The sequence below is a fragment of the Verrucomicrobium sp. BvORR034 genome, assembly GCF_000739635.1.
GTDB lineage: Bacteria > Verrucomicrobiota > Verrucomicrobiia > Verrucomicrobiales > Verrucomicrobiaceae > Verrucomicrobium.
Window position 1 is genome coordinate 1 of sequence record NZ_BATQ01000147.1, and the last position, 22,986, is coordinate 22,986.

Below are 22,986 nucleotides of genomic sequence, written 5' to 3' on the forward strand. Positions count from 1 at the left end.
TTCTAGTCGGACTTCGTGTACAAATCGAGATTCGCCATGGGAATCCTTTGGTCGTCAAGGCACAGGACCAGGGATTCAAGCCGCTCCTTGATGCGGACAGCATCAGCTTCCCGATAACACTCGATCACAAGACTGAAGTACATGGCCATAGTAGCGCACAGTGGTTGGATATCATGAGTATCGGCAATCCCTTCCCGAAGACAAGAGCCGCTATCACAGATGGAGGTCAAAGACATCTCCACCCAACGCCCTGTGTAAACCGATCCCCGCAAGGGATCTGTACCTTGGGTATCCACAGCCGGAATACTCAGGTGTGAAGGCCCAAGACGCCAGCTTCTGCCTCACCGCCACCAACACCTCCATGACATTCCAAACGAGGCACCCTGCATTCAAGATCCAAGTCCCACGAAGACACTTACAACTTCCTGAACCGAACAATACCTGGAGTTCCCATTCCACATGGATCCATATTGACATCGAAAAGAGAAGGCCGGCGTCACCTTTGATCCCACAGACTCCCCACATGAAACCTCCTTCACCCACACCCGCCCCTCTCCACTTCCGAAAGATCCCCGTCCTCCCCGCCGTTCGTCTCAGCCTGCCGCCCATTTTCACGGCGGCGTCCTGCCATGACCTTCCGCGCCTTCTCCCACTCTTTCTCCCGCACCCGTCTTCATGTTGCCCTGCCGCTGATCCTGGCGACAGCCGCGCTCCCCCTCTCACTTTCCGCCGCTCCGCAGGATGACCAATACGTCCTAGGGCCGGATTCCCTGGCCCAAGAAGGCGTGCCGCGGGGCAAGGTGATCCCGATGGCCCCCTGGCAATCCAAGATCTTTGAGGGCACGACTCGCGACTGGTGGATCTATGTGCCTGCCCAGTACGACGGCTCCAAGCCCGCCAGTGTGCTGGTGCTGCAGGACGGTGGCGCGTCCAAGGGTGATCCCAAGCAGACCGGCCCAAACAACGCCACCTATGTGCTGGACAACCTGATTCACAAAAAGCAGTTGCCGGTCACCATCGCCATCTTCATCAGCCCGGGCAACTTCCCCGCGGCCAGTCCGACCGAGAAACCCCGCAGCAACCGCAGCTTCGAGTACGACACACCTTCCGATCAATATGCGCGTTTCCTTCTGGAGGAGATCCTTCCTGAAGTCAGCAAGCAGTACAAACTGACCGATGATCCCGAGCAGCGCGCCATCGCCGGCGGCAGCAGCGGCGGCATCTGCGCCTTCACCGTGGCCTGGGAGCGGCCTGACGCCTTCCGCAAGGTGATCAGCCACATCGGCAGCTTCACGAACATCCGCGGCGGCTACATCTACCCGGCGCTCATCCGCAAGACGAAGCTCGAGGTGGCCAAGAACACTTACCACACACCCGAACTCCAGAAGCTCCTGGAATCCCGCCGGAAGATCCGCGTGTTCCTCCAGGACGGCAAGAACGACCTGGACAACCAGTTCGGCAACTGGCCCCTGGCCAATCAGGACATGGCCGCTGCGCTCAAATTTGCCGTCTGGAACTACCAGTTCGTCCTGGGCGAGGGCACCCACAACGGCAAGCACGGTGCTTCTTTATTTCCTGATACTCTGCGCTGGCTCTGGCAGACGGGTAGTGCAAACACCACCAAGCCAGCGGAGTCCGCGGCCACGACAACAGCAGCACCAGCTCCGGCCAAGTAAGCCAGCCGTTTTTCATCCTTGATTCAGTCATAATGACCGGGCTGTCCTTCATGGGCAGCCCGGTTTTCTTTGGCCCGCGCTGAGAGCTTAGAACCTGTTTGGATAAAAACTCTGGGTGTGTTGCGAGGCATTTTGAGTCTGGACAAGGCGCGAAGAGGGCGTGAATCGAGATTCACAACCGATGAGCAACGCAGTCCATGCTCAAAAGGACCGCAACCCGGAGGGGCAGTTCTCAGGCTTGGCGAAGCCGCTTTTATCTCATTCCCTTAATTGAACCTGCCACACCCGGATGTTTTTATCCAAACAGGTTCTTAGACTTACTTACTTCTTCCCTTCCTCCAGCACATAGCCTGCTGGCACAGCGAAGTCCGTGTCTGGCAGCGGATCGATCTTGGCCTCTTCCAGTGTTGTCGTGGCCGTGGCACCGCCCAGATCAATGTGGTTCTTCACCACCATGCCATTGATATCCGTCAGCACATTCGCGCCCCCCATGGCGCTCAGGGTGGCGAGGTCCGCCTTGATGGCCTCATAATTGGGGTAGTTCTTCGCCACCCAAAGCTTGCTCTTGATCCCGCCGCCAAAATCCCATTCGTGGATCTCGCAATCGTAGGCCCCCACCTTCTCCGTCTTGCCCGTGCTAAGAGGCCGGTGCATCTTGGCGGCCGCCAGATTTTTGGCGATCTCCACAGCGATGGGACCCGTCTTGTAGTTGGACTTGGTCATCTTCTTCGTCGGATGAATGAGCACGATCATCTCCCCGGTGGCCGTGTCCACCAAGTTGGTCTGGTCACTCCCGGAGTCGATCCGGATCTTGCTGCCCTTCACCTTCATCACCACGGGATTTTTCGCCCCGTGGGCATTGGATTTTTGCACCAGGGTCAGATCCGCCCGTCCCGTGGCGGGCACGATGGAAAGCAGGAGGGCGACGAAGAAGGAAAGCGGTTTCATGAGAGGGCACGCAAGCAAGTCCGCAATGCGCGACAGGTCAAGGACCATCCCGGAGCGCCCGGGCAGAATTGACAGGCCCCGCAACGGGCTATAGGGACAGGCCGCCCGGCTCCTTCCGCGAATCCAACTCATTCATGACCCCCGACGACTGGCAGACCCTCTGGCTCACCATCTGGACGGCGGCGGCAGCGGTGGCCCTCATCCTGCCCCCGGGGGCCGCGCTCGCCTGGCTGCTGGCGAGGAAGCAATGGCCCGGCAAGACGCTGGCGGAGACCCTGGTGGCCCTGCCCCTGGTCGTTCCCCCTGTGGCCACGGGACTGGTGCTACTCAAGCTCCTCGGCCGTCGCGGCCCCGTCGGGGGCTGGCTTTACCAAACCTTCGGCTGGGAGATCGTCTTTACCTGGAAAGCCGTCGTCGTGGCCCTCGCGGTCATGTCATTCCCCCTGCTGGTCCGCAGCCTGCGCACCGCGTTTGAAGGGGTCCCCGTGCGTCTGGAGGGCATCGCCCGCACTTTGGGTCGCGGCCCTTGGAACGTCTTCTGGACCGTCACCCTTCCGCTCGCCCGCCGCGGTCTGGCCGCCGGAGTCGTCCTCTCCTTCGCCCGGGCACTGGGTGAGTTCGGCGCCACCATCATGGTGGCCGGGTACATCTCCGGTAAAACGTCCACCCTTTCCCTCTCGATCTACCAGCTCGTGCAGACCGGGCAGGACGCCCATGCCATGAAGCTCCTCGGCATCTCCGTCGTACTGGCCTTCACCGCCCTCTGGATCAGCGAACTCCTCACCCGCCGGAAACAGCCCTCATGAGCCTGGTCCTGGAAAACCTGCGCCTACCCCTGGCTGACTTCGCCCTTGAGGTGAATGTGGAGCTGGCTGCCCCGGTCACAGGCCTCTTTGGACCTTCAGGCGCGGGCAAGACCTCCCTACTTGAGGTCGTCGCAGGTCTGCGCCGCCCCTCCGCAGGTCGCGTACAACTGCACGGTCGTGTCCTCGATGACGCCGCGGCCCACCGACACCTGGCCCCAGAGAAGCGTCACGTGGGCTACGTCCCCCAGGATCTCGCCCTCTTCCCGCACCTTAACGCGCGGGCCAATCTCGAGTTTGGCCACTCCCCAGGCAGTCCCATTTCCAGTGCCAAGGTGGTGGAGATCCTCGAACTCGCCCCGCTTCTGGACCGTCGGGTCCATCACCTCAGCGGCGGCGAGAAACAACGCGTTGCCCTGGGCCGAGCGCTCCTCGCCTCACCGGCCATCCTGCTCATGGATGAACCTCTCTCCAGCCTTGATCAAAGGCTGCGTCAACGCGTGCTTCCCTACCTCCAAGCCGTCCGCCGCGAGTTCTCCATCCCCATGATCTATGTCAGCCATGCCCGGGATGAGATCGAGATGCTCTGCGATGAAGTGCTCGAGATCGCCGGAGGCCAGTGCACGAGGCGATCGTAGGAAACATTTTCCGCCCGCCGGGCGTTGATAGCAGCCACCATGCGCATGCGCCTTCCCGTCCTCCTCTCCGCCCTTCTCCTCGCCTCGCAGGCCTCTGCCATCGATGACTACAAGATCGGCGAACTGGCGCTGGAGAAACCCGGCGTGCCCAAAGGCACTCTTACCCAGATGCCCACGTGGAACTCCAAGGTGTACGCTGGCACCACGCGGGACTGGTGGGTCTATGTGCCCGCCCAATACACCCCAGAAAAGCCCGCGGCGCTCATGGTGTTTCAGGACGGGCACGACTATGTGAACGCCAAAGGCAACTGGCGCGTGCCCACCGTCCTGGACAACCTCATCGCCTCTGGTGCAATGCCGCCCACCATCGGCATCTTCATCAACCCTGGCCATCTGGGCGATCAGAAGCCCCAGAGCGCGTGGAAGTCCAACAACCGCGGCAAGGAGTACAACACCCTGGGCAACACGTATTCGAAGTTCCTGCTCGAGGAAATCATCCCCGAAGTGCAGAAGCAGTACAAGCTGGGGGACGATCCCGAGCAGTGGGCGATCGGCGGAGCCAGCAGCGGGGCGATCTGCGCCTTCACCGTCGCCTGGGAGCGCCCCGACAAATTCCGCAAGGTCTTCTCCACGATTGGCAGCTATGTGGACCTCGCCGGTGGCCATGCCTACCCCTACCTGATCCGCGTCACCGAGCGCAAACCCCTGCGCATCTTCCTCCAGGATGGGGCCAATGATCTGGACAATCCCTATGGCAACTGGCCCCTGGCCAATCAGATGATGTTTGCCTCTCTCACCTTCATGAAGTACGACGTGAAGTTCGAGTACGGCGACGGGCAGCACAACAGCAAGCACGGCGGCTCCATCTTCCCGGAGGCCATGAAGTGGCTCTGGCGCAAGCAGTAGCCGCTTTGCCCGCTCCCCATCTCCCGTCCTCATCTTCCCAAGGCTTTATGAAACAATTTCTCGTCGCCGCCCTGCTGCTTTCCCCGATTGCGGGACTGGCCGCCCAGGACACCTCCCTTCATGACAACCTTCTCCCCGGCCAAGACTGGCAGGAGGCGGTCACGGGCTATGCCTTCACCGATGGCCTGGCCACCGACACCGCGGGCAATCTCCTCTTCACCGATGTGAAGGCTGGCAAGGGCATCTATCAGCTCGGCCAGGATGGCAAAGTCAGCCTCCTTGTCGACAACCAGCCCGGCATCAGCGGCCTGGCCGCGGGCCCGGAAGGCCGCCTCTACGCCTGCCAGAACAAGGCTGGCAAGGTCGTGGTCTTTGAGAAGGACGGCACCGTCAAGGAGCTGGTCAAGGATGTGAAGCCCAACGACCTGATCGTCACTTCCAGAGGGTACGTCTACTTCACTGAAACTCCCACGAAGCGCATCCACTGCATCACGCCCGACGGCAAGACCTTCGTGGCGGACGAAGGCCACGTGCTCCGGCCCAACGGCATCACCCTCTCCGCCGATCAGAACACGCTGGCCGTGTCTGAGCATGGCGGCAGCAAGGTCTGGGCCTGGCAGATCCAGGCAGATGGCACGCTCAAGGGCGGGGCTCCGTACATGACAATGCTCGTCTCGCCCAACAACGCCAAGGGCGAAGCTCTGGGGGACGGGGCCACCACCGATGAGAAAGGCCGCTACTACGTCACCACCGAGCTCGGCATTCAGGTGTTCGATGCCATGGGCCGCCTCTCCGGCACCATCGCTCCGCCCTACCCAGGGGCCAAGATTGTCAGTGTGGAGTTTGCCGGCCCTGGCCGGGACTGGCTCTTCGTCTGCGCCGGGGACAAGATCTACAAACGCAAGACCAACACCCGCGCCGCGTGGATCACCGCCCCCGCCAGTGGCAAGCCCTAGCAGGGACCTCACCGGGGTGCATTATTTCATCGACTTTCAGCAGCAGCCCTGACAATCCGCACTTGCGTTTTGTCCTTGCTTGCGTTGTTCTTGGAGCATGACGTCATTCTGGCAGCGATTCCCGCCGCCGCTCCGCATCAGCATCCCACTGCTGATGCTGGTCTTCAGTCTCGGGTTTGTTACGTTCAACACGTGGTTGCTTCTCCGGAGTGATCTGCGCATTGCGGAGGACCGGGTCATCGATCAAGCGGAGCGGACCGCAGCGCGTCTGGCGGAGATGGTCTCCTCCCGGCAGGGCACCAATGAGACCGACCTCAAGCGGGAGCTGGCCTTCCTGGGGCGGGATCCTCGCGTACACTGGGCCGTCATCTGCAATCAAGACCAAACCATCGTCTTCAGCACCCAGGAAGGCTGGCTGGGTCAACCCGCCACCTCCAGCCTGCCTCCACAGGCGATGGCGTTGGCTCTCCGCGCGGCCCGCGACCGCGCCCCCGCCTTCAGCACCGATCACAAACAGGCCGCCTACGCCGTGCGCCCGCTGCCCAGTGAGTCGGACGATCCCCTCCAGTGGCTCGTGATCGTGGAGCATGACCTCACCAAAGCGGTCGCCATTGCCTACCGCAGCGCCCGCAGCCAGGGCCTGGTCTCCGCCGGTGTGCATGCCGCGGCCTGCTTGCTCCTGTGGCTGGGGCTGCACCAGTTCTTCACCCGGCGCACCCGCCAGTTGCTCGAGAATGCCCGCATCACAGAGGCCGGCACCGCCCTGCCCGAGCCCCTCTCCGGTGGAGATGAGTTCGCCGAGCTGAGCCGCGCCCTGCGGGAGAACCAGGACCGCTTCCACCAGCTTGCCGACAACGTCGGGGACCTCTTCTTCATCTTCACCCGGGACCGGAAAGTCATCTACGTGAACCCCGCCTATGAGACCATGTGGGGCCGCAGCATCCAGCGGCTCATGGAGGACCCGGAAAGCTGGAAGGACTACGTGCTGGAGGAGTATGTAGAGCTGCTGGACCACTCCATGGACCCCCTCATGAATGGGGCCGCCATGACCCAGTGCGAGTACCGCATCCGCCACCCCGATGGCTCCATCCGCTGGATTGAGGGCCGCCTCTTCCCGGTCAAGAACGCCGCGGGCGAGGTGTATCGCATCGCCGCCCTCTGTCGTGACGTCACGGATCGCAAGGCCTCGGAGCAACAAATGCTCAATGTGAGCGAGCGCGAGCGGCGCAACATCGGGCACGATCTGCATGACGATCTCTGCCAGCGGCTGGCCGCCATCAAGCTCAAGTGCGAGCTCTTCACCGACCGTCTCCGCCGCCAGTTGCCCCCGAATCTGGCCCAGGCGTCAGAAATCAGCAGCCAGATCGCGGAGGCCACCTCCGTGTGCCGGAACATCGCCCGCGGCCTGGCTCCGGTGGACCTGGAAGGCGACGGTCTCATGGGAGCCCTCGGCAAGCTCACGAAGAACGTCGAGTCCATGTATGAAATCCCGTGCTTCTTTTATTGTCCGCATTCTGTGATGGTGGACAACCCCAACGCTGCGGTAAACTTATACCGGATAGCACAGGAACTTGTTAACAACGCCGCCCGCCATGGCAATGCCACCCGAATCGACATCCGCCTCGAAATGAACACCGAATCCGTGAGAATCGAGGTTTTGAATGACGGAGTGGAATTCCGAGACACCCCGGAGAATAGAACCGGCATGGGTTTAAAAATTATCCATTATCGCGTCAATGCGATCGGGGCAAACGTACGCATTTCTCCGCGCAAAGACGGAATCCGGGGCACCGCCGCTGTGGTCATCGCCTCCCATTCCACCTGCAATCCCAACTAATGACCGCCATGAGCAAGCCAAACACCGACCCTGACGACCCCCACTCCGACAAGAAAAAGATCGCCTTCGTGGACGATCACACCATGCTGCGAGACGGGCTGCAGAAGCTGGTGGAGAGCCAGCCAGACCTCTGTTGCTACTGGACAGCCAGCAACACGCAGGACGCGCTGCAGCAGCTGGAGCAGGGCAAGCCGGACATGCTGGCGGTGGACATCTCCCTGCCGGGACGCAACGGCCTGGAGCTCATCAAAGACGCCCTCGCCCTCCATCCCGACCTGCCCATCCTCGTCATCTCCATGCATGACGAGAGCTTTTACGCCCAGCGCGTGCTGAAGGCGGGAGCCCGCGGCTATGTCATGAAGGACGCGGAGAGCACCACCCTCCTCCAGGCCATCCGCAATGTCCTGGAAGGCGGCCGCTACGTCAGCCCGGCCATGAGCGCCCAGATCATGGAGGCCTTCTCCGGTCGTGGTGCCGCCCGCCCCGTGGATGGCGTGCAGCGCCTCAGCGATCGCGAGTTCGAGGTCTTCCAGCTCATCAGTGAGGGCAAAAGCACCCAGCAGATTGGCGATGCCCTGAACATCAGCGTCAAGACAGTGGAAGTGCACCGCGCCCACATCCGCGAAAAGCTCAAGCTGGAAGACGGTGCCTCCGTGCTCCGCTACGCCGTGCGCTGGGCAGAGCGTCAAAAGCTCGGCACCGATTAGAATCCCGGTGGCTCTGTCTGGATAGTTGGCTGGACAGAGCCGCTCTTGCTACTTGATCTCCGCTCCAGCTATTTCAAATCCCCCCGTTATCTCTGCCGCGCCTGCGTGTGACGTTTCACCCAGTTCGTGGCATCCTCCAGCACCTCCTGGCGCTGGGAATCGTGCAAGAGCAAGTGGTAAGACTGGCGGTACCAGCGGATCGTTTTGTCCGGACTGCCGATCTGGTCATAGAAGATCTGGATCTGCTCTTCACTGGCGATCACGTCGTTCGGACTCGCCAGCACCAGCACCGGCAGCTGTAGTTGGGTGGCAGCATGGGGAGCCGTGCGCATCATGTCATCCACCTCCCCCAGCAGGCGGAGGGTGAAGTGGGACACATAGTGGGAGGTGATCGCCATCTGGGCTCCGTGCGTGGTGTCATGCGTCACGCGGATCTGCTTGTCATCCACGCCCCCCAGGCGCTCCAGATTCACCTTGATCCACGGGGTCATGGCAATCGCAGAGTACAGCAGGGTGGCCCGTGCCCCCTTGGGCCGCAGACGCAGGCCCGCCGCCGGTGAGGAAAGCACCAGCCCAGCTGGAAGCTCGGCGGGGTCACGGATCTGGTCCGTCACCGTGTGCAGGGCGATCAGGGTCCCCAGACTCTCCGCATACCAGATGATGGGCACCCCAGGATGCCGCTCCCGCACCAACCGGTGAAAGGTGAGCAGGTCCTTCTGCCAAACTTCTGCGGAGGAGATGTCGCCCCGGCGACGGCGGTCGGGGTCATTCCCCTGACCTCGCATCTCCATGCCATACACCGCCATGCCCAGCTCAGGCCAGGCATCCCGCAGCATCCAGAAGTCCAGCGCTGCCCCGCTCAGCCCATGCACGGTGATGACCACCGCCTTGGGCTTGCCGCCCTTGACCGGCTTGCCATCCCGCCAGGGCATGACCTTGCCGTCGTAGCTCCGCCAGGTTTGGGCTCCCAGTTCAGGCTTCATCTGACGGGCCGCCCCAGGGCTCCCGCAGCTGGCCAGCAGCAGGCAGAACATGCCGCACCAGAAGGAGCAAAAGGCCTGCAGTTTGGATTCATGGGCACTGGCAGCTGGCAGGTCAACCACGGCGGAGGCCGTGTTCCAGTGCGGACCGGATGAAGGTCTTTTGCGCTTCGATACGGTCATGCAGGGAAAACTCCGAGGGGGATTCGAAGGTAAGTGTGAGCGGTGTACCCATCAAATGCAACACAATGGCTTCGGGATGGCCAGGCATTTCCGGCAACACCCGGCGCACGATCAGGCCGTCCTTGGCAGCACGCCCGTCGATCCGTTTGCGCTGATCGATGGGTAAAACGCGGGCGCAGTCGTTCAGGATCGCATGGCCCACCACCGGGTGGCGCGGGTTCAGCTCGTACAGGTAGCAGCCCTGCCCGTCATAGTCCTCATGCAGACAGAGGGCCAGGGCAAACTCCCGTCCAGCCACCACCCGCAGCCACGCGGTGATGAGGGGATGCCCGGGCACGTTGAAGCTCCGGTTCAGATCCGCGCCATCTTGGTCGATCCGGGTGTTCATGATGAGCCCATGCGGGTTCAGCACTGGGAAAATCAGAAATCGGTCCGTCTTGAACCGGGCCACATTCTCCCTGGCCCAGGCCAGCAGCCCCCAGGGGGCGGCAGCCTCATCGCCATGAATGCCAGCAGAGAGGTAGATGGTCGGACGCGCATCTCTGGCCGCATCCTTGGTGCGGAGGACGTACACAGGCAGCTCTCCCACCCGGGCAAACACCTCCATCTTCAGCCCCGCCTCTTTCGCCAGCGCCTGCCACTCCCTCACCAGCGCCCGGTAGTCATGGGCACGGTGGTTGGCCAGGGGATGGACGGACATCGCGGGAGTCGTGGCAGTTCTCAAGGTTGCATTTCACTACGTCTGCGGAAGCCCGCCGACCTGCAAAACGCACCTCTTAAAGCCGGTCCATCAGCTTGCCGTGGATGCCCTCAAACCCGCCATTGCTGAAGACGATCACCACATCGCCCTCTTTCGCCAGAGGCTTGAGTCGCTCGATGATGGCGTCCACGTTCCGCTCATGATAGCTCGGTCGCCCGGAGGCGCTCACGGCTGCGGCCACAGCGTCCACGTCCAGGAGCTGGCCGGCAGGCACTTTCTCCGGCATGTTCACCGCCGCAATGATGCTGCCGTCAGCCTCCTTGAGCGCGTCAATCAGCTCACCCTGCAAGGTGTTACGGCGGCTGGTATTGGACCGCGGCTCGAACAGCGCCCAGAGACGGCTCTGGGGATACTTCTGACGCAGACCCCGCAGCGTCTCCCGGATCGCGGTCGGATGGTGGCCAAAGTCGTCGATGATCGTGATGCCATGCACCTTGCCCCGCTCGGTCTGGCGACGCTTCACCCCGCGGAACTCTAGCAGGGCCGCACGAATGTCACTGTCTGAGAGACCAGCAAACCGAGCCACACAGATGGCCATGGCGGCATTGCGGGCGTTGAACTCGCCCACCATCGGCAGGCGGAAGGCCACGCCGTTCAGCTCAAAGTCGGTGTGCTCAGGCGCTGCAGAGGTCACGCGCAGGCGCACTTCACAGTCTTCACCCGTGCCCACGGTCACCGCCGGGGCCGGGCAGGCCTCTAGCAGTTTGCGACAGTTCGCCTCATCCCCGTTCAGGAATACCTTGCCGTTCCGCGGTACCACCCGCAGAAGCCGGCTGAAGGTCAGCAAAATGTCATCCAGCGTGTTGAAAATGTCCGCGTGATCGAACTCGATGTTGTTCACGATCACCGCTTCCGGGAGATAGTGGAGAAACTTGGACCGCTTGTCGAAGAAGGCCGTGTCATACTCGTCCCCTTCGATCACGAAGCACTCGGAGTCCGAGTAACGCGCGCCCACATCGAAATTATCCGGCACACCACCGATGAGATAGCCGGGATTTTTTCCAGCGTGCTCCAGCAGCCACGTGAGGATGGAGGTCGTCGTGGTTTTGCCATGTGTGCCGGAAACCACAAAGTTCCGCTTCCCCTGCATCACTTCCCACTTCAGCAGTTCCGGAAGGGAGGTGTAGGGCAGCTTGCGTTCCAGCAGGGCTTCCACTTCGGGATTGCCGCGGGAGACCGCGTTGCCCACCACATACATGTCGGCGTCATCGGGCAGGTTTTCCGCCTTGTACCCACTGGCGATCTCAATGCCGTGGCTCTCCAGCATCGTGGACATGGGCGGATACACCGCATTGTCAGAACCCGTGATCTTGTGTCCTAGCTGGCGGAAAGCGGCTGCGGCGGATCCCATGGCGGTGCCGCAAATGCCAATGAAGTGAAAGTGCTTGGTCTGACTCATGAAGCGATGACTGGGGGAAATCCGGAAAATGCGAAAGGCTGAGCCGCGCTTCTTAAAGTGGAGCAGGCGTCCGTGCAAGTGAGTGTTTGCCCGCCTGTGCGTTCCCTGTGGTGATGACATCGTTGACACGAAGTGAGCCCACGCTTGCATCCCGGGTGGGAAACCGGGATAAAGGCCCTCAACCATGGAAAAAAACTCCTCCCCTGCGTCCCCCTCCTCAGCTCTGGAGCTCGTCCAGCAGCTCTACACCGCCTTTGAACATCGTGATGTGGCCACCGTGGCCAGTCTGCTGGACTCACACGCCATCATTTCCCAGTCCGCCCTGCTCCCCTGGGGCGGCACCTTCGAGGGGCTGGAGGGTTTTAGCCGCTTCTTCGGCATCCTTCTCCAGCATATCGACTCCAAGGTGACCGTGGAACGCTACATCGACGCCGGGGAATGCATCGTCGCCGTCGGCAGCACCCGAGGCACCGTGAACGTCAACGGCGCCAGCTTCGAAGTCCCCGTCGTGCACGTCTGGCAGGTGGAGGAGGGCAAGATCACCAAGTTCTCACCCTATATCGACGTGCCAACCATGAACGCCGCCCTTCACAAGGAACCCATCCCCACTTCCTAGCCAACAATCCAACACTCCGCATTCCTCAGAATCCCGGCGCACTTACCGTGGAGTTCTCGATCTCGAACCGCTTCCGCCGGAGCATGCCATCCGCTATTTCCAAAACCATCTCCTCCAGCAGCAGGCGCAGGTGGCTGCTGGCGCGGTAGTCGCTGGGCGCGATGTACTTCACCCGGTCGGCATGGGCCGTGAGTTGATAACACTTGCGGAAGCTGCTGCGGGTGGTGTCCGCCGGGTTGTACACGGCCACCGCGTTGCCGCCATACTTGCGCATGAGGGTGAAGCACGGCACATCCGTGGGCCCATCGCCAATGTAGATCATGTGCTGGAACGGGATGGGGCGCATGTCTGCCGGCATGTGATCATTCACATCATCGCCCGGCTCCAGCATGCCCTTGTTGATGCGGAAGAGGTACTGCGTCTTCGTGGTGTGGCCGATGACCCGCTTGGGGAAATTGATGCGGCCCTCACGGTCTTCGGAGAACTCACAACCAAACACCGCATTCACATGAGGACGCAGTGCGCTGCCCTCGATCAACTCCTTCAGGCCTGAGGAGATGATGTAGTGCTCCAGCTTGATGCCCATGGTCTTGTGCTCGGGGCGCAGCACACCGTTCATCTCCTGGAACATGTCCGGCAGGCCCGGGTAGAAGTGGAGCTTGGAGCCCAGCGCACGCAGCTCTGCATTGGAAGGCCGGACGGGCGTCAGACAGTCCAGCATGACCTTCAGATAGGCCAGTTCATTGTCGAACCCATCCTCCCTTACGAGGGCGTGCGCCTTCTTCCAGAACTGCTCCACATGGATGCCAAAGTGCGGAAACACCACCTCATCCGTCATGTAGTACGGGCTGAGGGTCTGATCATAATCGTAAACTAGGCCAATGGTGGTCTGAGCGGCTGCCATGAGGAAGGAGTGAGGAGGAAAGAAAATCTAACGGGGGTCGAAAGGATCAAACGAGCGAAGCCACGGCCTCGCGGAACTGCGAGTGCTTGAAGACGTAGCCACTGTCAAGCGCCGCCTGGGGCACAGCCCGCTGGCTCTCGAGCACCACGGAGGCCAACTCGCCCATGAGCAGCTTCATGCCAAAGGCGGGCGTGGGGATGAACGTCGTCGTGCCCAGCACACTGGCGATCTGCTGGGTCATCTCCGCATTCGTCACCGGATGCGGCGCGGAGAGATTAAAGGGCCCTTCACAGGCCGGGTTCTCCAGCAGATGCAGGATCAGCCCCACCTCGTCCACCAGATGGATCCAGGGCACCCACTGTTTCCCATCACCCAGACGGCTGCCCAGTCGCAGGCTGAAGATCTTTTTCAACATCGGCCAGGCTGCGCCCCCCTGACCCAACACCATGCCAGTGCGCAGCAGGGCCACCCGGGCTCCAGGGATCTGGTTCGCTTCGTTGGCCGCCTTCTCCCAGTCCCGGCACACATCCGCCAGGAAGCCCGTCCCCATGGGAGCCTTCTCCGTGAGCACCTCGTCGCCGCGGTTGCCATAGGCACCAGTTCCAGAGGCGCACAGGAGCACCTTGGGCCCGTCTGGACTGGCCTTCATGGCCTCCACCACGGCTTCCGTCACCGGAATGCGACTGTCACGGATCCGCTGCTTCTTGGCATCGGTCCAGTAGCCCATCACACTCTCACCGGCCAGATGGACGATGGCGTCCAGGCCACCCAGGTTCAGGGCTGGCTTCTCGGTCATGTCCAGCACCCGGCACTCCACCGCCCACTCCGGCGGTGACTGGGGCTTGCGCGAAAAAACGATCACTTCATGGCCGCGCTGCTGGGCCTCACGCCCCACGGCCGCGCCAATGAACCCCAACCCACCCGTGATGCCGATTCTCATGCCAGGAACTCAAGACCCAGACCGGGAACTTGCAAGGCCAAGCGGGTGATTCTTGGCCCTGTTCTCCGTCACCTCTGGATGCCAGCTCAGGGCGGCGAGGCCCAGCGACCGCTTGCCGGGAAGGGATTCGCCTTCTCGCGCCGCTGAATGTCGCCCGTACGCCATGGGCCGGGAACCGGGTCTGAAAAGTGCGGCACCGCATCCTCCCCGAGGAAAACGGCCACGCCGATGACGCCCACATTCCGGGTGTCACCGTGCTTCATGGCCGCATAGGACCGGGAGACGCTGGCAAAGCGGAAGGCCGCCACCTGGTTCATGGAAGTACGCCATCCCTCGATGCGCACCGACCCGTGCCCCGGAATCACGTAACCGCGCTTCTGCACAGAAGCCGGTCTCCCGTCCAGAACATCCAGACCATCCACCGACACCACCACCTCCACCCGGCGGCTGGTTTCGTTGCGCAGCAGAATGTCATACCGCTCTCCAGGCTCGCCAATCACGTAGGTGTTGCCGTCCTCCACTCCACGAAGCCAGCCCCCCTCGCTCTTCAGACCGAAGGACACCGAACCACTGCCAATTTTCTTCCACCCACTGAATTTCCTGCCACCGCCCCCGGTGGCCGCCAGCACGCCCTGTCGGTCGTTGTAGAAGATTTTCTCGCTGATGGCCGGGTGGGAACTGCCTCGTCGGAAAGTGGTGCTGTCCACTTCCGACCACCGGGACTCGCCAAAACCAGTCCCCAAGCCGGGGCGACTCTTCTCAGCCAGAGAAGCCGTGCGGGCAGAGCCTCCCAATGCCCCGTCGGAGCTGCTCCCAGACGAGACGGGAGACGCGCACTGGGTGGCCAATGTGGCCAGGGCCAGGGCAAAAAGCCCGCGCAACGCGGACTGGAGGGAGAACACACGAGACCAGGGGGTGGAGCGTTTCATGGGATCAGGGGGTCTTTCAAAAGCAGCCTTCGAGAACGGTGCTGCCACCCCTTCATGTGGAGAAAAACCGGAGCGTGACAGCAGCGTGCGTGATTTTTCTCCTTCGCCATGCCTGGAATGTGGGATGCTGCCCCCGCAATGATTGTTCGCCCCTCCACGTCAGAAGACCTGCCTGAAATCAAACGACTCCTCGATGCGGCTTTCGCTCCCAGTCTGTTTGAATCCACGCTCGTGGAGCTGATCATGAATCGGACAGAGGCTCATCATGACTGGGTGGCTCAGTCGGACTCCACGATTGCAGGTTTCATATCCTACACCGTGGCCACTCACGACTCCGCGCCCATTGGTTGGCACCTGGCTCCGCTCGCGGTGCATCCTGAATTCCAGCGTCAGGGCGTGGGCTCTCAACTGGTAACCACCAGTTTGCGATCTTCGCCGCTAAAGGACCAACCGGTGTTTGTCCTCGGCGACCCCCATTTTTACGAACGCTTTGGCTTCAAAGCCCTGGAAAATCCAGACTGTCCCTACGATCCCGGCAACGCTCACTTTCGCGCTCTGCGCTGGCGGGAACCCGCAGAGACCTTCGTCGTGGGGTACTCTCCAGCCTTCCATCTCACTGCCCAGCAGCTGGAGCAGATGTGACGCGGTTCCCCTGATTCTTTGATGTGACAGAAATGTGATTTTCTGTTCGCGCTTGTCTGCATGACGGCTACTAGATCGGCTCCCTCACGTGATACTTATCCTTACGGCAGGCTTCGGCGACGGACACAACACAGCGGCACGCAACGTGGCGGGCGGCTTGCGCCGTCTTGCGCCCAATGAAGAGGCCCTGGTGGTGGACTTGTTCGACATCGCGCATCCAGCACTCTCTCCTGTGATGAAGGAGAACTACCAGATGCTCATCACCCGTGCCCCCTCTGTGTGGGCGTGGATCTACGGTCGCTCTGCGAAAGTGAGCTTTGACGGGAGCCCCGATATTCTCGCCGGACTCCGCAAGGCTCTGGCGGGTCTTCTGAAAAAGCACCGCCCCCGCGCGATCGTCTGCACCTACCCGATCTATCCGAAGCTGCTCAAGCAGATTCAGGCCACCGGGGTGGTCACTCCGCCGATCTACACGGTCATCACGGACTCGATCAGCATTCACCCCATCTGGTTCATCGCTCCCAGCGACGCCTACTTTGTGGCGGACGAGGACTCCCGGAAGAGCGCCCTCCGGCTCTGCCGCGTGGCGGATGAGATCCATGTGGCAGGCTTCCCCGTGAGCCTCGATTTCCTGGACCAGCCCACGCCTGAAGAGAGCGCCTCCCCCCACGGGAAGATCCTCTATCTGCCCTCCACGGGTTTGAAGCACGTCCAGCGCACGCTGGCCTCCCTGCGCCCGCTTCTGCTCGCAGGCACCAAGCTGACCCTGCCAGTGGGCAAACACGCCTCCCGGCTCTATCACGTGGTCACCCAGTTCGTGGACTCCGTTCCAGATGGCTCCGTGGAGGTCATCGGCTGGACCAACCGCATCCCCCGGCTCCTGCAGACGCATGACTTCGTCATCTGCAAGGCAGGCGGGGCCATCCTGCATGAGTCCCTCGCCGCCACCTGCCCGGCCATCATCGACTACGTCGTGCCCGGCCAGGAGGAAGGCAACGCCGAGCTGCTGACCAAACACGAGTGCGGGGTGACCACCACCACCCCGGAACAGACTGGCAAGGAAGCCGCCCGGCTCCTGGCCAACAACCGTGCGGAGGCCCGACGAATGAAGGCCAATATGAAGGCACTCAGCGAGCCGGATGCCGCCTTGAAAATCGCCTCGTGGGTGATCGCTCATGCCCCGTGACCCGCACCATGCCCGACTCCGCCCTGCTTTTCGACATCGGCAATGTGCTGGTCCATTTTGATTTCACCCCTGCCGCCCGCCGATTCGCCACCCTGAGTGACGCAACCGAGGCCGAAGTGCTGGCACGGCTCCGCCCATTCAAGGACGATCTGGAGTCCGGCCGGATCAGCGACGACGATTTCATCCGCGAGAGTACGCGGCTCATCGGCTTCCATGGCACTCGGGAGGACTTTATCACCACCTGGGGAGACATTTTCACAGAGAACACCCCAATGATCGCGCTCGTGGAGGAACTGTCCGGGAAGGTGCCATTGTACCTCCTCTCCAACACCAGCGGTCTGCACAAGGAGTGGCTCTTCGCCAAATTTCCCGTTTTTCGCCACTTTGCGGGAGGGATCTACTCGCATGAAGCGCAGTGCATGAAGCCGCACGACGCGATCTTCCAACAAGCGGTGGCTGCCTATGGACTCGATCCCGCCCGCACGTTCTATATCGATGATCTGGAGGACAATATCGCGACGGGACAGCGCCTCGGATTCGTCAGCCATCACTACCACCACGACCGCCATGCCGCTCTGGAGGCGGAACTGCGGGCTTGGCTGGGCACCCCGGCGTGACAGGCCCGTCACGCAAAAGAGGCCTTTTTCGTTTCCCCGCCTGCTAGCGGTGGTGTAGGCTCTTCGCCTATGGAGTTACTCAAGCAGTTCCTGCACTTCGTCATGCATCTGGATGAAAGCCTCCCGGATTTCATCAGCCAGCACGGCATTTGGATCTACGGCCTTCTGTTCCTCATCATCTTCTGCGAGACCGGTCTGGTGGTGACCCCTTTCCTGCCAGGTGACTCCCTCCTTTTCGCCGTGGGCGCGGTGGCCGCCAATGATGCCTTCACGAACAGTCTGCGACTGGAGTACGTGATCCCCCTCATGATTGTGGCTGGCGTCTTGGGAGATGCCGTGAACTACGCCATCGGGCGAAAACTTGGCCCCGCCGTCTTCAGCCGGGAAAATGGCCGTCTGCTGCGCAAGGACTACCTCATCAAAGCCCAGCACTTCTACGACAAACACGGCGGCAAGGCCATCATCCTGGCCCGCTTTGTCCCCATTGTCCGCACCTTCGCTCCCTTCGTCGCTGGCATCGGCCGCATGAAGTACAGCTCCTTTGCCTACTACAACATTCTGGGCGCGATCATCTGGGTGGTGAGCCTGACCCTCGCTGGCTTCTTCCTGGGCACGATCCCGATCATCAAGAAGAACTTCGAGGCCACGATCATTCTCATCATCATCGTGTCCCTGCTCCCCATCGCCTTTGAGTGGTGGAAAGCCCGCAAGGAAGCAGCCGCCACCGCAGCAGCAGCCAGTGATGCCGAACCGGCTGCCTGATCCGCCGGTACCTTGAACCCTTCTCCAGCCCGGAACTCCACCAGTGAGTTCCGGGCTTTTTTGTGTCTCCCTCTACTCGATGGGCCGCTCCTTGAGCGCCCACACCATGAACCGGTAGGCCAGGGCATTGGACTCCTCAGTGGGCTCATGCAGCGGCCGGTTGTGCATGCCCGCCAGCGCCGGGACTTTCTGCACAGTGTAGGCTTCACGAACCCGATTCAGGTCCGTCCATCGGGAAGGGAAGTCTTCTGACCCTCCGGAGATTAGGAACGGACGGGGGGCCATGAGCATCTGGAACTCACTGAGGCTGCGCCCCTGCTCCATCATCGTCTTGTAGGGACCGGTCCGGGGACTCTGCGCCGTGATCAGCCCTGGTTTGCGCGTGTAGCCAGGTTCATAGCCTAGGTACCACGGCTCCCAGTAGTTGATGCTGATGCGTGCCTCATCAAACACGATCCCGGGGTCGGACCAGACGGCACAGGCGAACTTGTCCCACAGGCAGGAGCCGAACATGGCCCACTTGCCGCCGTAGGAATGTCCCATCACGCCGATGCGCTTGCGATCCACCTCTGGACGGTCCGCCAGGGCCTGCCAGGCATTGGCCGAAAGGTAGCCCAGGTAAGAAAGCGGCTGGCACTTGGCCGCGGTGGGCAACACCGGCTTGCGGGCATCCCCACCGGGTGCCCCCATGCTCAGGCTCACAAAGCCCCGCTTGGTCAATTGATAGGCAAAGTCCCGCAGAGGCTTCTTGCCCAGGCCGATGCTCGTCTCAGGATCATAGAACGGCACATACACCGCCGGGAAGGGCCCTTTCCCATCAGGGATGAGGAGATAACCTTCCCCTGTCTGGCCCGGGGCAATCTCCAGGCGGATCCGATGCTGGGTAAAGTCCTCCCGGCGGCTGGTCTCCAGGATCTCCAGCTTCGGGTGCTCCAGGACCGGGGGCCATTCGCCCATCAGAGCCTGCCAGGCGTTGAGGATTTCCTTGCGTCGCGTCGCCCACTCCTCCTTCGTCTGGGGTGTCTTGCCAGAGGAGAGATTCACCAGTTGCGGTCCCGGCGTCACCTTGCCGGCGAACTCGGCCGGAGGGCTGAAATAGGGAGCGAGCTCACTGGGGATCTCTTCCGCTGCTGCATTCGAAGTCCGGCCCAGCAGCATGCCTGCCGCCACAACCATCATGCCCGTCTTTATCGTCAGGTGAGAAACTCGTTTCACCAGTCAAATACGCAATGCCCGACAGGATTTTGCAGATTGACCCGTTACGTCAGCCTTCACGCTCATCGGCATCCTCTTTGCCCGCCTCCTCATGAAAGCTCTGCCCACGCTCGCCCTCCTCCTCGGCACCACCTGTCTCTCCGCCATTGCCCAGGAGAAAACTCCGGTGTTCAAGGCCCAGGAAATCGACAACCAGATCCAGATCGGGTACGGCCTCGCCATCGCGGATGTGCAGGGCGACGGCAAGCCCGACATCCTGCTGGCAGACAAAACCGCCTTCGTCTGGTACGAAAATCCCACCTGGACGAAGCATGTCATTGCCGAGAATCTGACCGCCAAGGACAACGTCTGCATCGCCGCCCGGGACATCGATGGCGACGGCAAGTGCGAGATCGCCGTGGGCGCGGAGTGGAACCCTTCCGACACCGTGAACAGCGGGGCGGTGTTTTACCTCATTCCCCCTGCAGACCGCACCCAGAAGTGGGAGCCGGTGAAATTGACTCATGAACCCACCACCCACCGCATGAAGTGGGTGAAGCGCAGCCCGGATCGCTATGATCTCGTGGTCGTCCCCCTTCATGGCCGCGGCAACAAGAACGGCGAAGGCGAGGGCGTTAAGGTCCTCGCTTACCAAAAGCCCGAGGATCCCAAAGCCGAATGGAAGACCGAGCTTGTCTCGGGCGACATGCACATGACTCACAACTTCGATGTGGTGCAACAGGATGGGGAGAACTTCGAGCGACTCCGTTTGGGCGGCAAGGAAGGCATCGAATGGCTCACCCCCACCACCAGTGGCTGGAAGAAGGAGCATCGCGTGAAGCATGAAGCAGGAGGTCCGCTCAAAGGATCCGGCGAAGTCCGGGAAGGCAAGCTGGGCACAGCCACATTCGTCGCCGCCATTGAGCCTATGCATGGCAACGACCTGGCCGTGTACAACGTCCCCGCCGGAGATGGCACCCCTAACCGCATCGCCTTGAGCACCACCCTCGACGACGGCCACGCCCTGGCCAGTGCCGACCTTCTCGGTCTGGGCCGCAACCAGATCGTCGCTGGCTGGCGAGCCAACGCCAACAAACTCGCTCGGGTAGGCATCAAGATGTGGGTGCCAGATGCCGCAGGCTCAGCATGGAAGGACTACAGCATCGATGACAACCAGATGGCCTGCGAAGACCTCGCCGTGGCCGATCTCAACGGCGACAAAAAGCCCGACATCATCGCCGCCGGCCGCCGGACCAAGAACGTCAAGATCTATTGGAACGAGACGCCTTAACGGAAGCTCCGTCAATAAAGGAGACAGGGGGAGGCCAGCCCCGCTCAGTCGTACCGTGTAAGAGAGGTTATAGATGACAACGAGGTGCAACGTAAATTCCACGCCCTTCTTCGCTCCCCACCCGGTTGGGACAGCCGGACTACAACCTCCGTTCCGCACCGGGGTTGGAGTACCGACTTTAGTCGGCTCAGGCTGTGGTTGAAGAACTTCCGCCGACTAAAGTCGGTACTCCAACACTGAGGTCCATCACGGCAAAGGACGCTATGCCACTGCGCCCCGCTCAATCGCCCGTCCCCTGACACCGCAGACGGCAACCCTCCAGCCAACTTAGCTCCTCAAACCCTCCACTCCCCTCCACACAAAGGCGTACTCGATCCTGCCTTCTGGCACGAGAACTGAAACAAATCACAGCCAAAACGGATTCTGATTTGCTATACCTCTGTGCATGCAGCGTTCACGCGGTCCCCTGTCCTCATTTCACCGTGGCTTCAGCCTCGTGGAGGCTCTCGTCACGGTCGCGGTGATCGGGGTGATCGTGTCCATTGCCCTGGTCGGTCTGGACGACTACCGGGAAGCCACCCAGAATGCCCAGCGTCGCCGCAATGCCCAGAACATCGTCGGGGTCTTTGAGGCCGGACGCGCTGCTGGAGTCCACTGGGAGGTCTCCAGCCTGGACGCCGCCCTGAAAGACGTGACCCGTGGCAAGGCCGTCGAGACAGGCGTCCTCCGCGGCAACTACTTTGCCTTTCCCGAACCTGACGCTGAGGCGGTCACGAATGCGAAAAAGTACATCCGCCTGGAGGACGGCAGGTTGACCTACCATCCTTGAACCAGGCTCCTACTCCCTGGCTTCTAAAACACCCGCGCCCAGAGCGCCTTCAGATAGCGGCTCTCGGGGCAGTTCGACATGACCGGATGGTCTGAACCCGCCCCGGTGCGGTCCAGGATTTGCAGCTTGCGCCCGTTGCGGTGGGCAATGCCGATCACGAGTTCCTCGAACTGCTCCACCGGCATGAGACCGGAGCAGGAGCAGGTCACAAAGAGCCCGCCCTTGGCTACCAGGGAGATGGCCAGCTTGTTAAGGTCATGGTACTTGGCCTTGCCTTCCTCGAACCCTTCGCGGGAATGAACCAGCTTGGGCGGATCCAGCACCACCGCGTCCCAGGTCGCCCCGTTGCGCTGCATCTGGCGCATGTAGGTAAAGGCATCCGCATGCACGAAGTCGATGCGCTGCTGGTTCAGGTTGGCGTTCTTCTTGGCCTGCTCCACCGCCTTTTCGTCCAAGTCCACGCCGATGACTTCGGCGGCACCGCCAAGCTTGGCCGCCACGGAGAAACCGCCGGAGTAGCAGCAGACGTCCAGCACGCGGCAGTCCTTCACCCAGCGGCCCAGTTGGGCCCGGTTGTCCCGCTGGTCACAGAAGAAACCTGTCTTGTGGCCTTCGGCAAAGTTCACATGGAACCGCATGCCGTTTTCAGTGATTTTCGTGCCAGCCTCCGGGGCACTGAGCTGATTCACCTGCTCCAGAACTTGATGGGGTACCAACCCTTCGGCACGGATCGGAGCGTCGTCGAAATGCACCACTGCCTGGGTCGTGCCCAGCAGTTCATGCAGAAGAGGAATCCATTCCCCTGCCCGCTGGAGGGCTGAGGCATTGCTCAACTCCACCGCCAGCACCTCGCCAAACTTGTCCACCATCAGGCCGGGAATGCCGTCGGCATCCGCATGCACCACGCGGAAGGCATCGCTCTGCTGGGGCAGGGCCAGAGTCTTCAGCCGCAGATCCACCGCCTGGCGCAGCGCCTTGGTAAAATGATCGGGATCAAGGGGTTCCGCACCATGCTGGAACACGCGCAACGGCACGCGGGCCCCCGGGCTGAAAAATCCGTGCCCGAAAGGCTTCCCCTCCTTGTCGTACACCGTGACCGCATCCCCACGCTTCGCATCAGGCGAAGCGGCCATGATCATGTTGGGGAAGAAATTCGGGTGGAAATTGTAGTACTTGATCTGCACCCAGGGCGTGGACCAGCCCTCGCTTCCGGTGGGAACTTGGCGGGGACGGACGGGGCGGCGGTGGCTGGGAGCGGGCATGGATTTGGAACTGAGGTTGAT

The 22,986-nt window shown here is 61.6% G+C and carries 24 protein-coding genes; 14 read left to right on the forward strand and 10 right to left on the reverse strand.

What is annotated here, in order from left to right:
* Positions 1 to 2 precede the first annotated feature (2 nt).
* Positions 3 to 143, reverse strand: a complete 141-nt coding sequence (locus BV034_RS36450) for a hypothetical protein (RefSeq protein WP_265593477.1) — start codon at positions 141 to 143, stop codon at positions 3 to 5.
* Between the two features lie 486 nt (positions 144 to 629).
* On the opposite strand from BV034_RS36450, the gene BV034_RS25810 reads away from it, so the two are divergent.
* A complete protein-coding gene (locus BV034_RS25810; RefSeq protein ID WP_050029841.1) occupies positions 630 to 1,676 on the forward strand; it encodes an alpha/beta hydrolase-fold protein in 1,047 nt (348 codons plus the stop codon).
* Positions 1,677 to 1,997: 321 nt separating this feature from the next.
* Here the strand turns inward: BV034_RS25810 and BV034_RS25815 are convergent, their stop codons facing one another.
* Complete coding sequence (locus BV034_RS25815) at positions 1,998 to 2,624, reverse strand: DUF4412 domain-containing protein (protein ID WP_265593478.1); 627 nt, start codon at positions 2,622 to 2,624, stop codon at positions 1,998 to 2,000.
* Positions 2,625 to 2,758: 134 nt separating this feature from the next.
* On the opposite strand from BV034_RS25815, the gene modB reads away from it, so the two are divergent.
* The 6 genes from modB to BV034_RS25845 all read left to right on the forward strand — a co-directional run bounded on the left by modB (position 2,759) and on the right by BV034_RS25845 (position 8,471).
* Positions 2,759 to 3,430 (forward strand): molybdate ABC transporter permease subunit, encoded by a 672-nt coding sequence (modB, locus tag BV034_RS25820; RefSeq protein ID WP_050029843.1) that lies wholly within the window; start codon positions 2,759 to 2,761, stop codon positions 3,428 to 3,430.
* Entirely contained in the window at positions 3,427 to 4,065 is a 639-nt protein-coding gene (locus BV034_RS25825) for an ATP-binding cassette domain-containing protein (protein ID WP_050029844.1), read from the forward strand. The genes modB and BV034_RS25825 overlap by 4 nt, the downstream gene beginning before the upstream one ends.
* 39 nt (positions 4,066 to 4,104) lie before the next feature.
* Positions 4,105 to 4,971 carry an alpha/beta hydrolase-fold protein gene (locus BV034_RS25830; protein WP_050029845.1) on the forward strand — a complete coding sequence of 289 codons (867 nt, stop codon included), beginning with the start codon at positions 4,105 to 4,107 and terminating at the stop codon, positions 4,969 to 4,971.
* A gap of 47 nt (positions 4,972 to 5,018) precedes the next feature.
* Positions 5,019 to 5,927, forward strand: a complete 909-nt coding sequence (locus BV034_RS25835; RefSeq protein ID WP_050029846.1) for an SMP-30/gluconolactonase/LRE family protein — start codon at positions 5,019 to 5,021, stop codon at positions 5,925 to 5,927.
* 97 nt (positions 5,928 to 6,024) lie between these two features.
* Complete coding sequence (locus tag BV034_RS25840) at positions 6,025 to 7,764, forward strand: PAS domain-containing protein (protein WP_050029847.1); 1,740 nt, start codon at positions 6,025 to 6,027, stop codon at positions 7,762 to 7,764.
* 8 nt (positions 7,765 to 7,772) lie between these two features.
* Positions 7,773 to 8,471, forward strand: coding sequence for a response regulator transcription factor (locus tag BV034_RS25845; RefSeq protein ID WP_050029909.1), 699 nt, complete (start codon positions 7,773 to 7,775; stop codon positions 8,469 to 8,471).
* A gap of 86 nt (positions 8,472 to 8,557) precedes the next feature.
* On the opposite strand, the gene BV034_RS25850 is transcribed toward BV034_RS25845, so the two are convergent.
* The 3 genes from BV034_RS25850 to mpl all read right to left on the reverse strand — a co-directional run bounded on the left by BV034_RS25850 (position 8,558) and on the right by mpl (position 11,793).
* Complete coding sequence (locus BV034_RS25850; protein ID WP_081888115.1) at positions 8,558 to 9,634, reverse strand: alpha/beta hydrolase; 1,077 nt, start codon at positions 9,632 to 9,634, stop codon at positions 8,558 to 8,560.
* Entirely contained in the window at positions 9,567 to 10,334 is a 768-nt protein-coding gene (locus BV034_RS25855) for a M14 family metallocarboxypeptidase (RefSeq protein ID WP_050029849.1), read from the reverse strand. The genes BV034_RS25850 and BV034_RS25855 overlap by 68 nt, the downstream gene beginning before the upstream one ends.
* A 76-nt stretch (positions 10,335 to 10,410) precedes the next feature.
* Positions 10,411 to 11,793: a UDP-N-acetylmuramate:L-alanyl-gamma-D-glutamyl-meso-diaminopimelate ligase gene (mpl, locus tag BV034_RS25860; protein ID WP_050029850.1), complete on the reverse strand. Its 1,383-nt coding sequence runs from the start codon at positions 11,791 to 11,793 to the stop codon at positions 10,411 to 10,413.
* 184 nt (positions 11,794 to 11,977) lie between these two features.
* On the opposite strand from mpl, the gene BV034_RS25865 reads away from it, so the two are divergent.
* Positions 11,978 to 12,409 (forward strand): nuclear transport factor 2 family protein, encoded by a 432-nt coding sequence (locus BV034_RS25865; protein ID WP_050029851.1) that lies wholly within the window; start codon positions 11,978 to 11,980, stop codon positions 12,407 to 12,409.
* A 25-nt stretch (positions 12,410 to 12,434) separates the two neighbouring features.
* Here BV034_RS25865 and BV034_RS25870 read toward each other — a convergent pair whose 3' ends face one another.
* The 3 genes from BV034_RS25870 to BV034_RS25880 all read right to left on the reverse strand — a co-directional run bounded on the left by BV034_RS25870 (position 12,435) and on the right by BV034_RS25880 (position 15,182).
* Complete coding sequence (locus tag BV034_RS25870) at positions 12,435 to 13,313, reverse strand: haloacid dehalogenase-like hydrolase (protein ID WP_050029852.1); 879 nt, start codon at positions 13,311 to 13,313, stop codon at positions 12,435 to 12,437.
* 46 nt (positions 13,314 to 13,359) lie between these two features.
* On the reverse strand, positions 13,360 to 14,253 hold the full coding sequence (locus tag BV034_RS25875; protein WP_050029853.1) for a TIGR01777 family oxidoreductase: 894 nt from the start codon (positions 14,251 to 14,253) through the stop codon (positions 13,360 to 13,362).
* Positions 14,254 to 14,339: 86 nt separating this feature from the next.
* Complete coding sequence (locus tag BV034_RS25880) at positions 14,340 to 15,182, reverse strand: hypothetical protein (protein WP_050029854.1); 843 nt, start codon at positions 15,180 to 15,182, stop codon at positions 14,340 to 14,342.
* Positions 15,183 to 15,320: 138 nt separating this feature from the next.
* On the opposite strand from BV034_RS25880, the gene BV034_RS25885 reads away from it, so the two are divergent.
* The 4 genes from BV034_RS25885 (at position 15,321) to BV034_RS25900 (ending at position 18,389) form a co-directional block, all read left to right on the forward strand.
* Complete coding sequence (locus tag BV034_RS25885) at positions 15,321 to 15,824, forward strand: N-acetyltransferase (protein ID WP_063768906.1); 504 nt, start codon at positions 15,321 to 15,323, stop codon at positions 15,822 to 15,824.
* Between the two features lie 88 nt (positions 15,825 to 15,912).
* Positions 15,913 to 17,010, forward strand: coding sequence for a hypothetical protein (locus BV034_RS25890; RefSeq protein WP_050029856.1), 1,098 nt, complete (start codon positions 15,913 to 15,915; stop codon positions 17,008 to 17,010).
* Positions 17,011 to 17,018: 8 nt separating this feature from the next.
* The gene (locus BV034_RS25895) at positions 17,019 to 17,627 is read left to right on the forward strand and encodes an HAD family phosphatase (protein ID WP_265593479.1); all 609 of its coding nucleotides are present in this window, start codon (positions 17,019 to 17,021) and stop codon (positions 17,625 to 17,627) included.
* A 69-nt stretch (positions 17,628 to 17,696) separates the two neighbouring features.
* The gene (locus tag BV034_RS25900; protein ID WP_050029858.1) at positions 17,697 to 18,389 is read left to right on the forward strand and encodes a DedA family protein; all 693 of its coding nucleotides are present in this window, start codon (positions 17,697 to 17,699) and stop codon (positions 18,387 to 18,389) included.
* Positions 18,390 to 18,461: 72 nt separating this feature from the next.
* Here BV034_RS25900 and BV034_RS25905 read toward each other — a convergent pair whose 3' ends face one another.
* A complete protein-coding gene (locus BV034_RS25905) occupies positions 18,462 to 19,604 on the reverse strand; it encodes a prolyl oligopeptidase family serine peptidase (RefSeq protein WP_265593480.1) in 1,143 nt (380 codons plus the stop codon).
* Between the two features lie 91 nt (positions 19,605 to 19,695).
* Here BV034_RS25905 and BV034_RS25910 point away from each other — a divergent pair, with 91 nt between their 5' ends.
* Both BV034_RS25910 and BV034_RS25915 read left to right on the forward strand, forming a co-directional pair.
* Positions 19,696 to 20,874, forward strand: coding sequence for an FG-GAP and VCBS repeat-containing protein (locus BV034_RS25910; RefSeq protein WP_050029859.1), 1,179 nt, complete (start codon positions 19,696 to 19,698; stop codon positions 20,872 to 20,874).
* A 445-nt stretch (positions 20,875 to 21,319) separates the two neighbouring features.
* Positions 21,320 to 21,703: a prepilin-type N-terminal cleavage/methylation domain-containing protein gene (locus tag BV034_RS25915; protein ID WP_050029860.1), complete on the forward strand. Its 384-nt coding sequence runs from the start codon at positions 21,320 to 21,322 to the stop codon at positions 21,701 to 21,703.
* Between the two features lie 23 nt (positions 21,704 to 21,726).
* Here the strand turns inward: BV034_RS25915 and BV034_RS25920 are convergent, their stop codons facing one another.
* Positions 21,727 to 22,965: a class I SAM-dependent rRNA methyltransferase gene (locus tag BV034_RS25920; RefSeq protein WP_038171644.1), complete on the reverse strand. Its 1,239-nt coding sequence runs from the start codon at positions 22,963 to 22,965 to the stop codon at positions 21,727 to 21,729.
* Between the last annotated feature and the right edge of the window lie 21 nt (positions 22,966 to 22,986).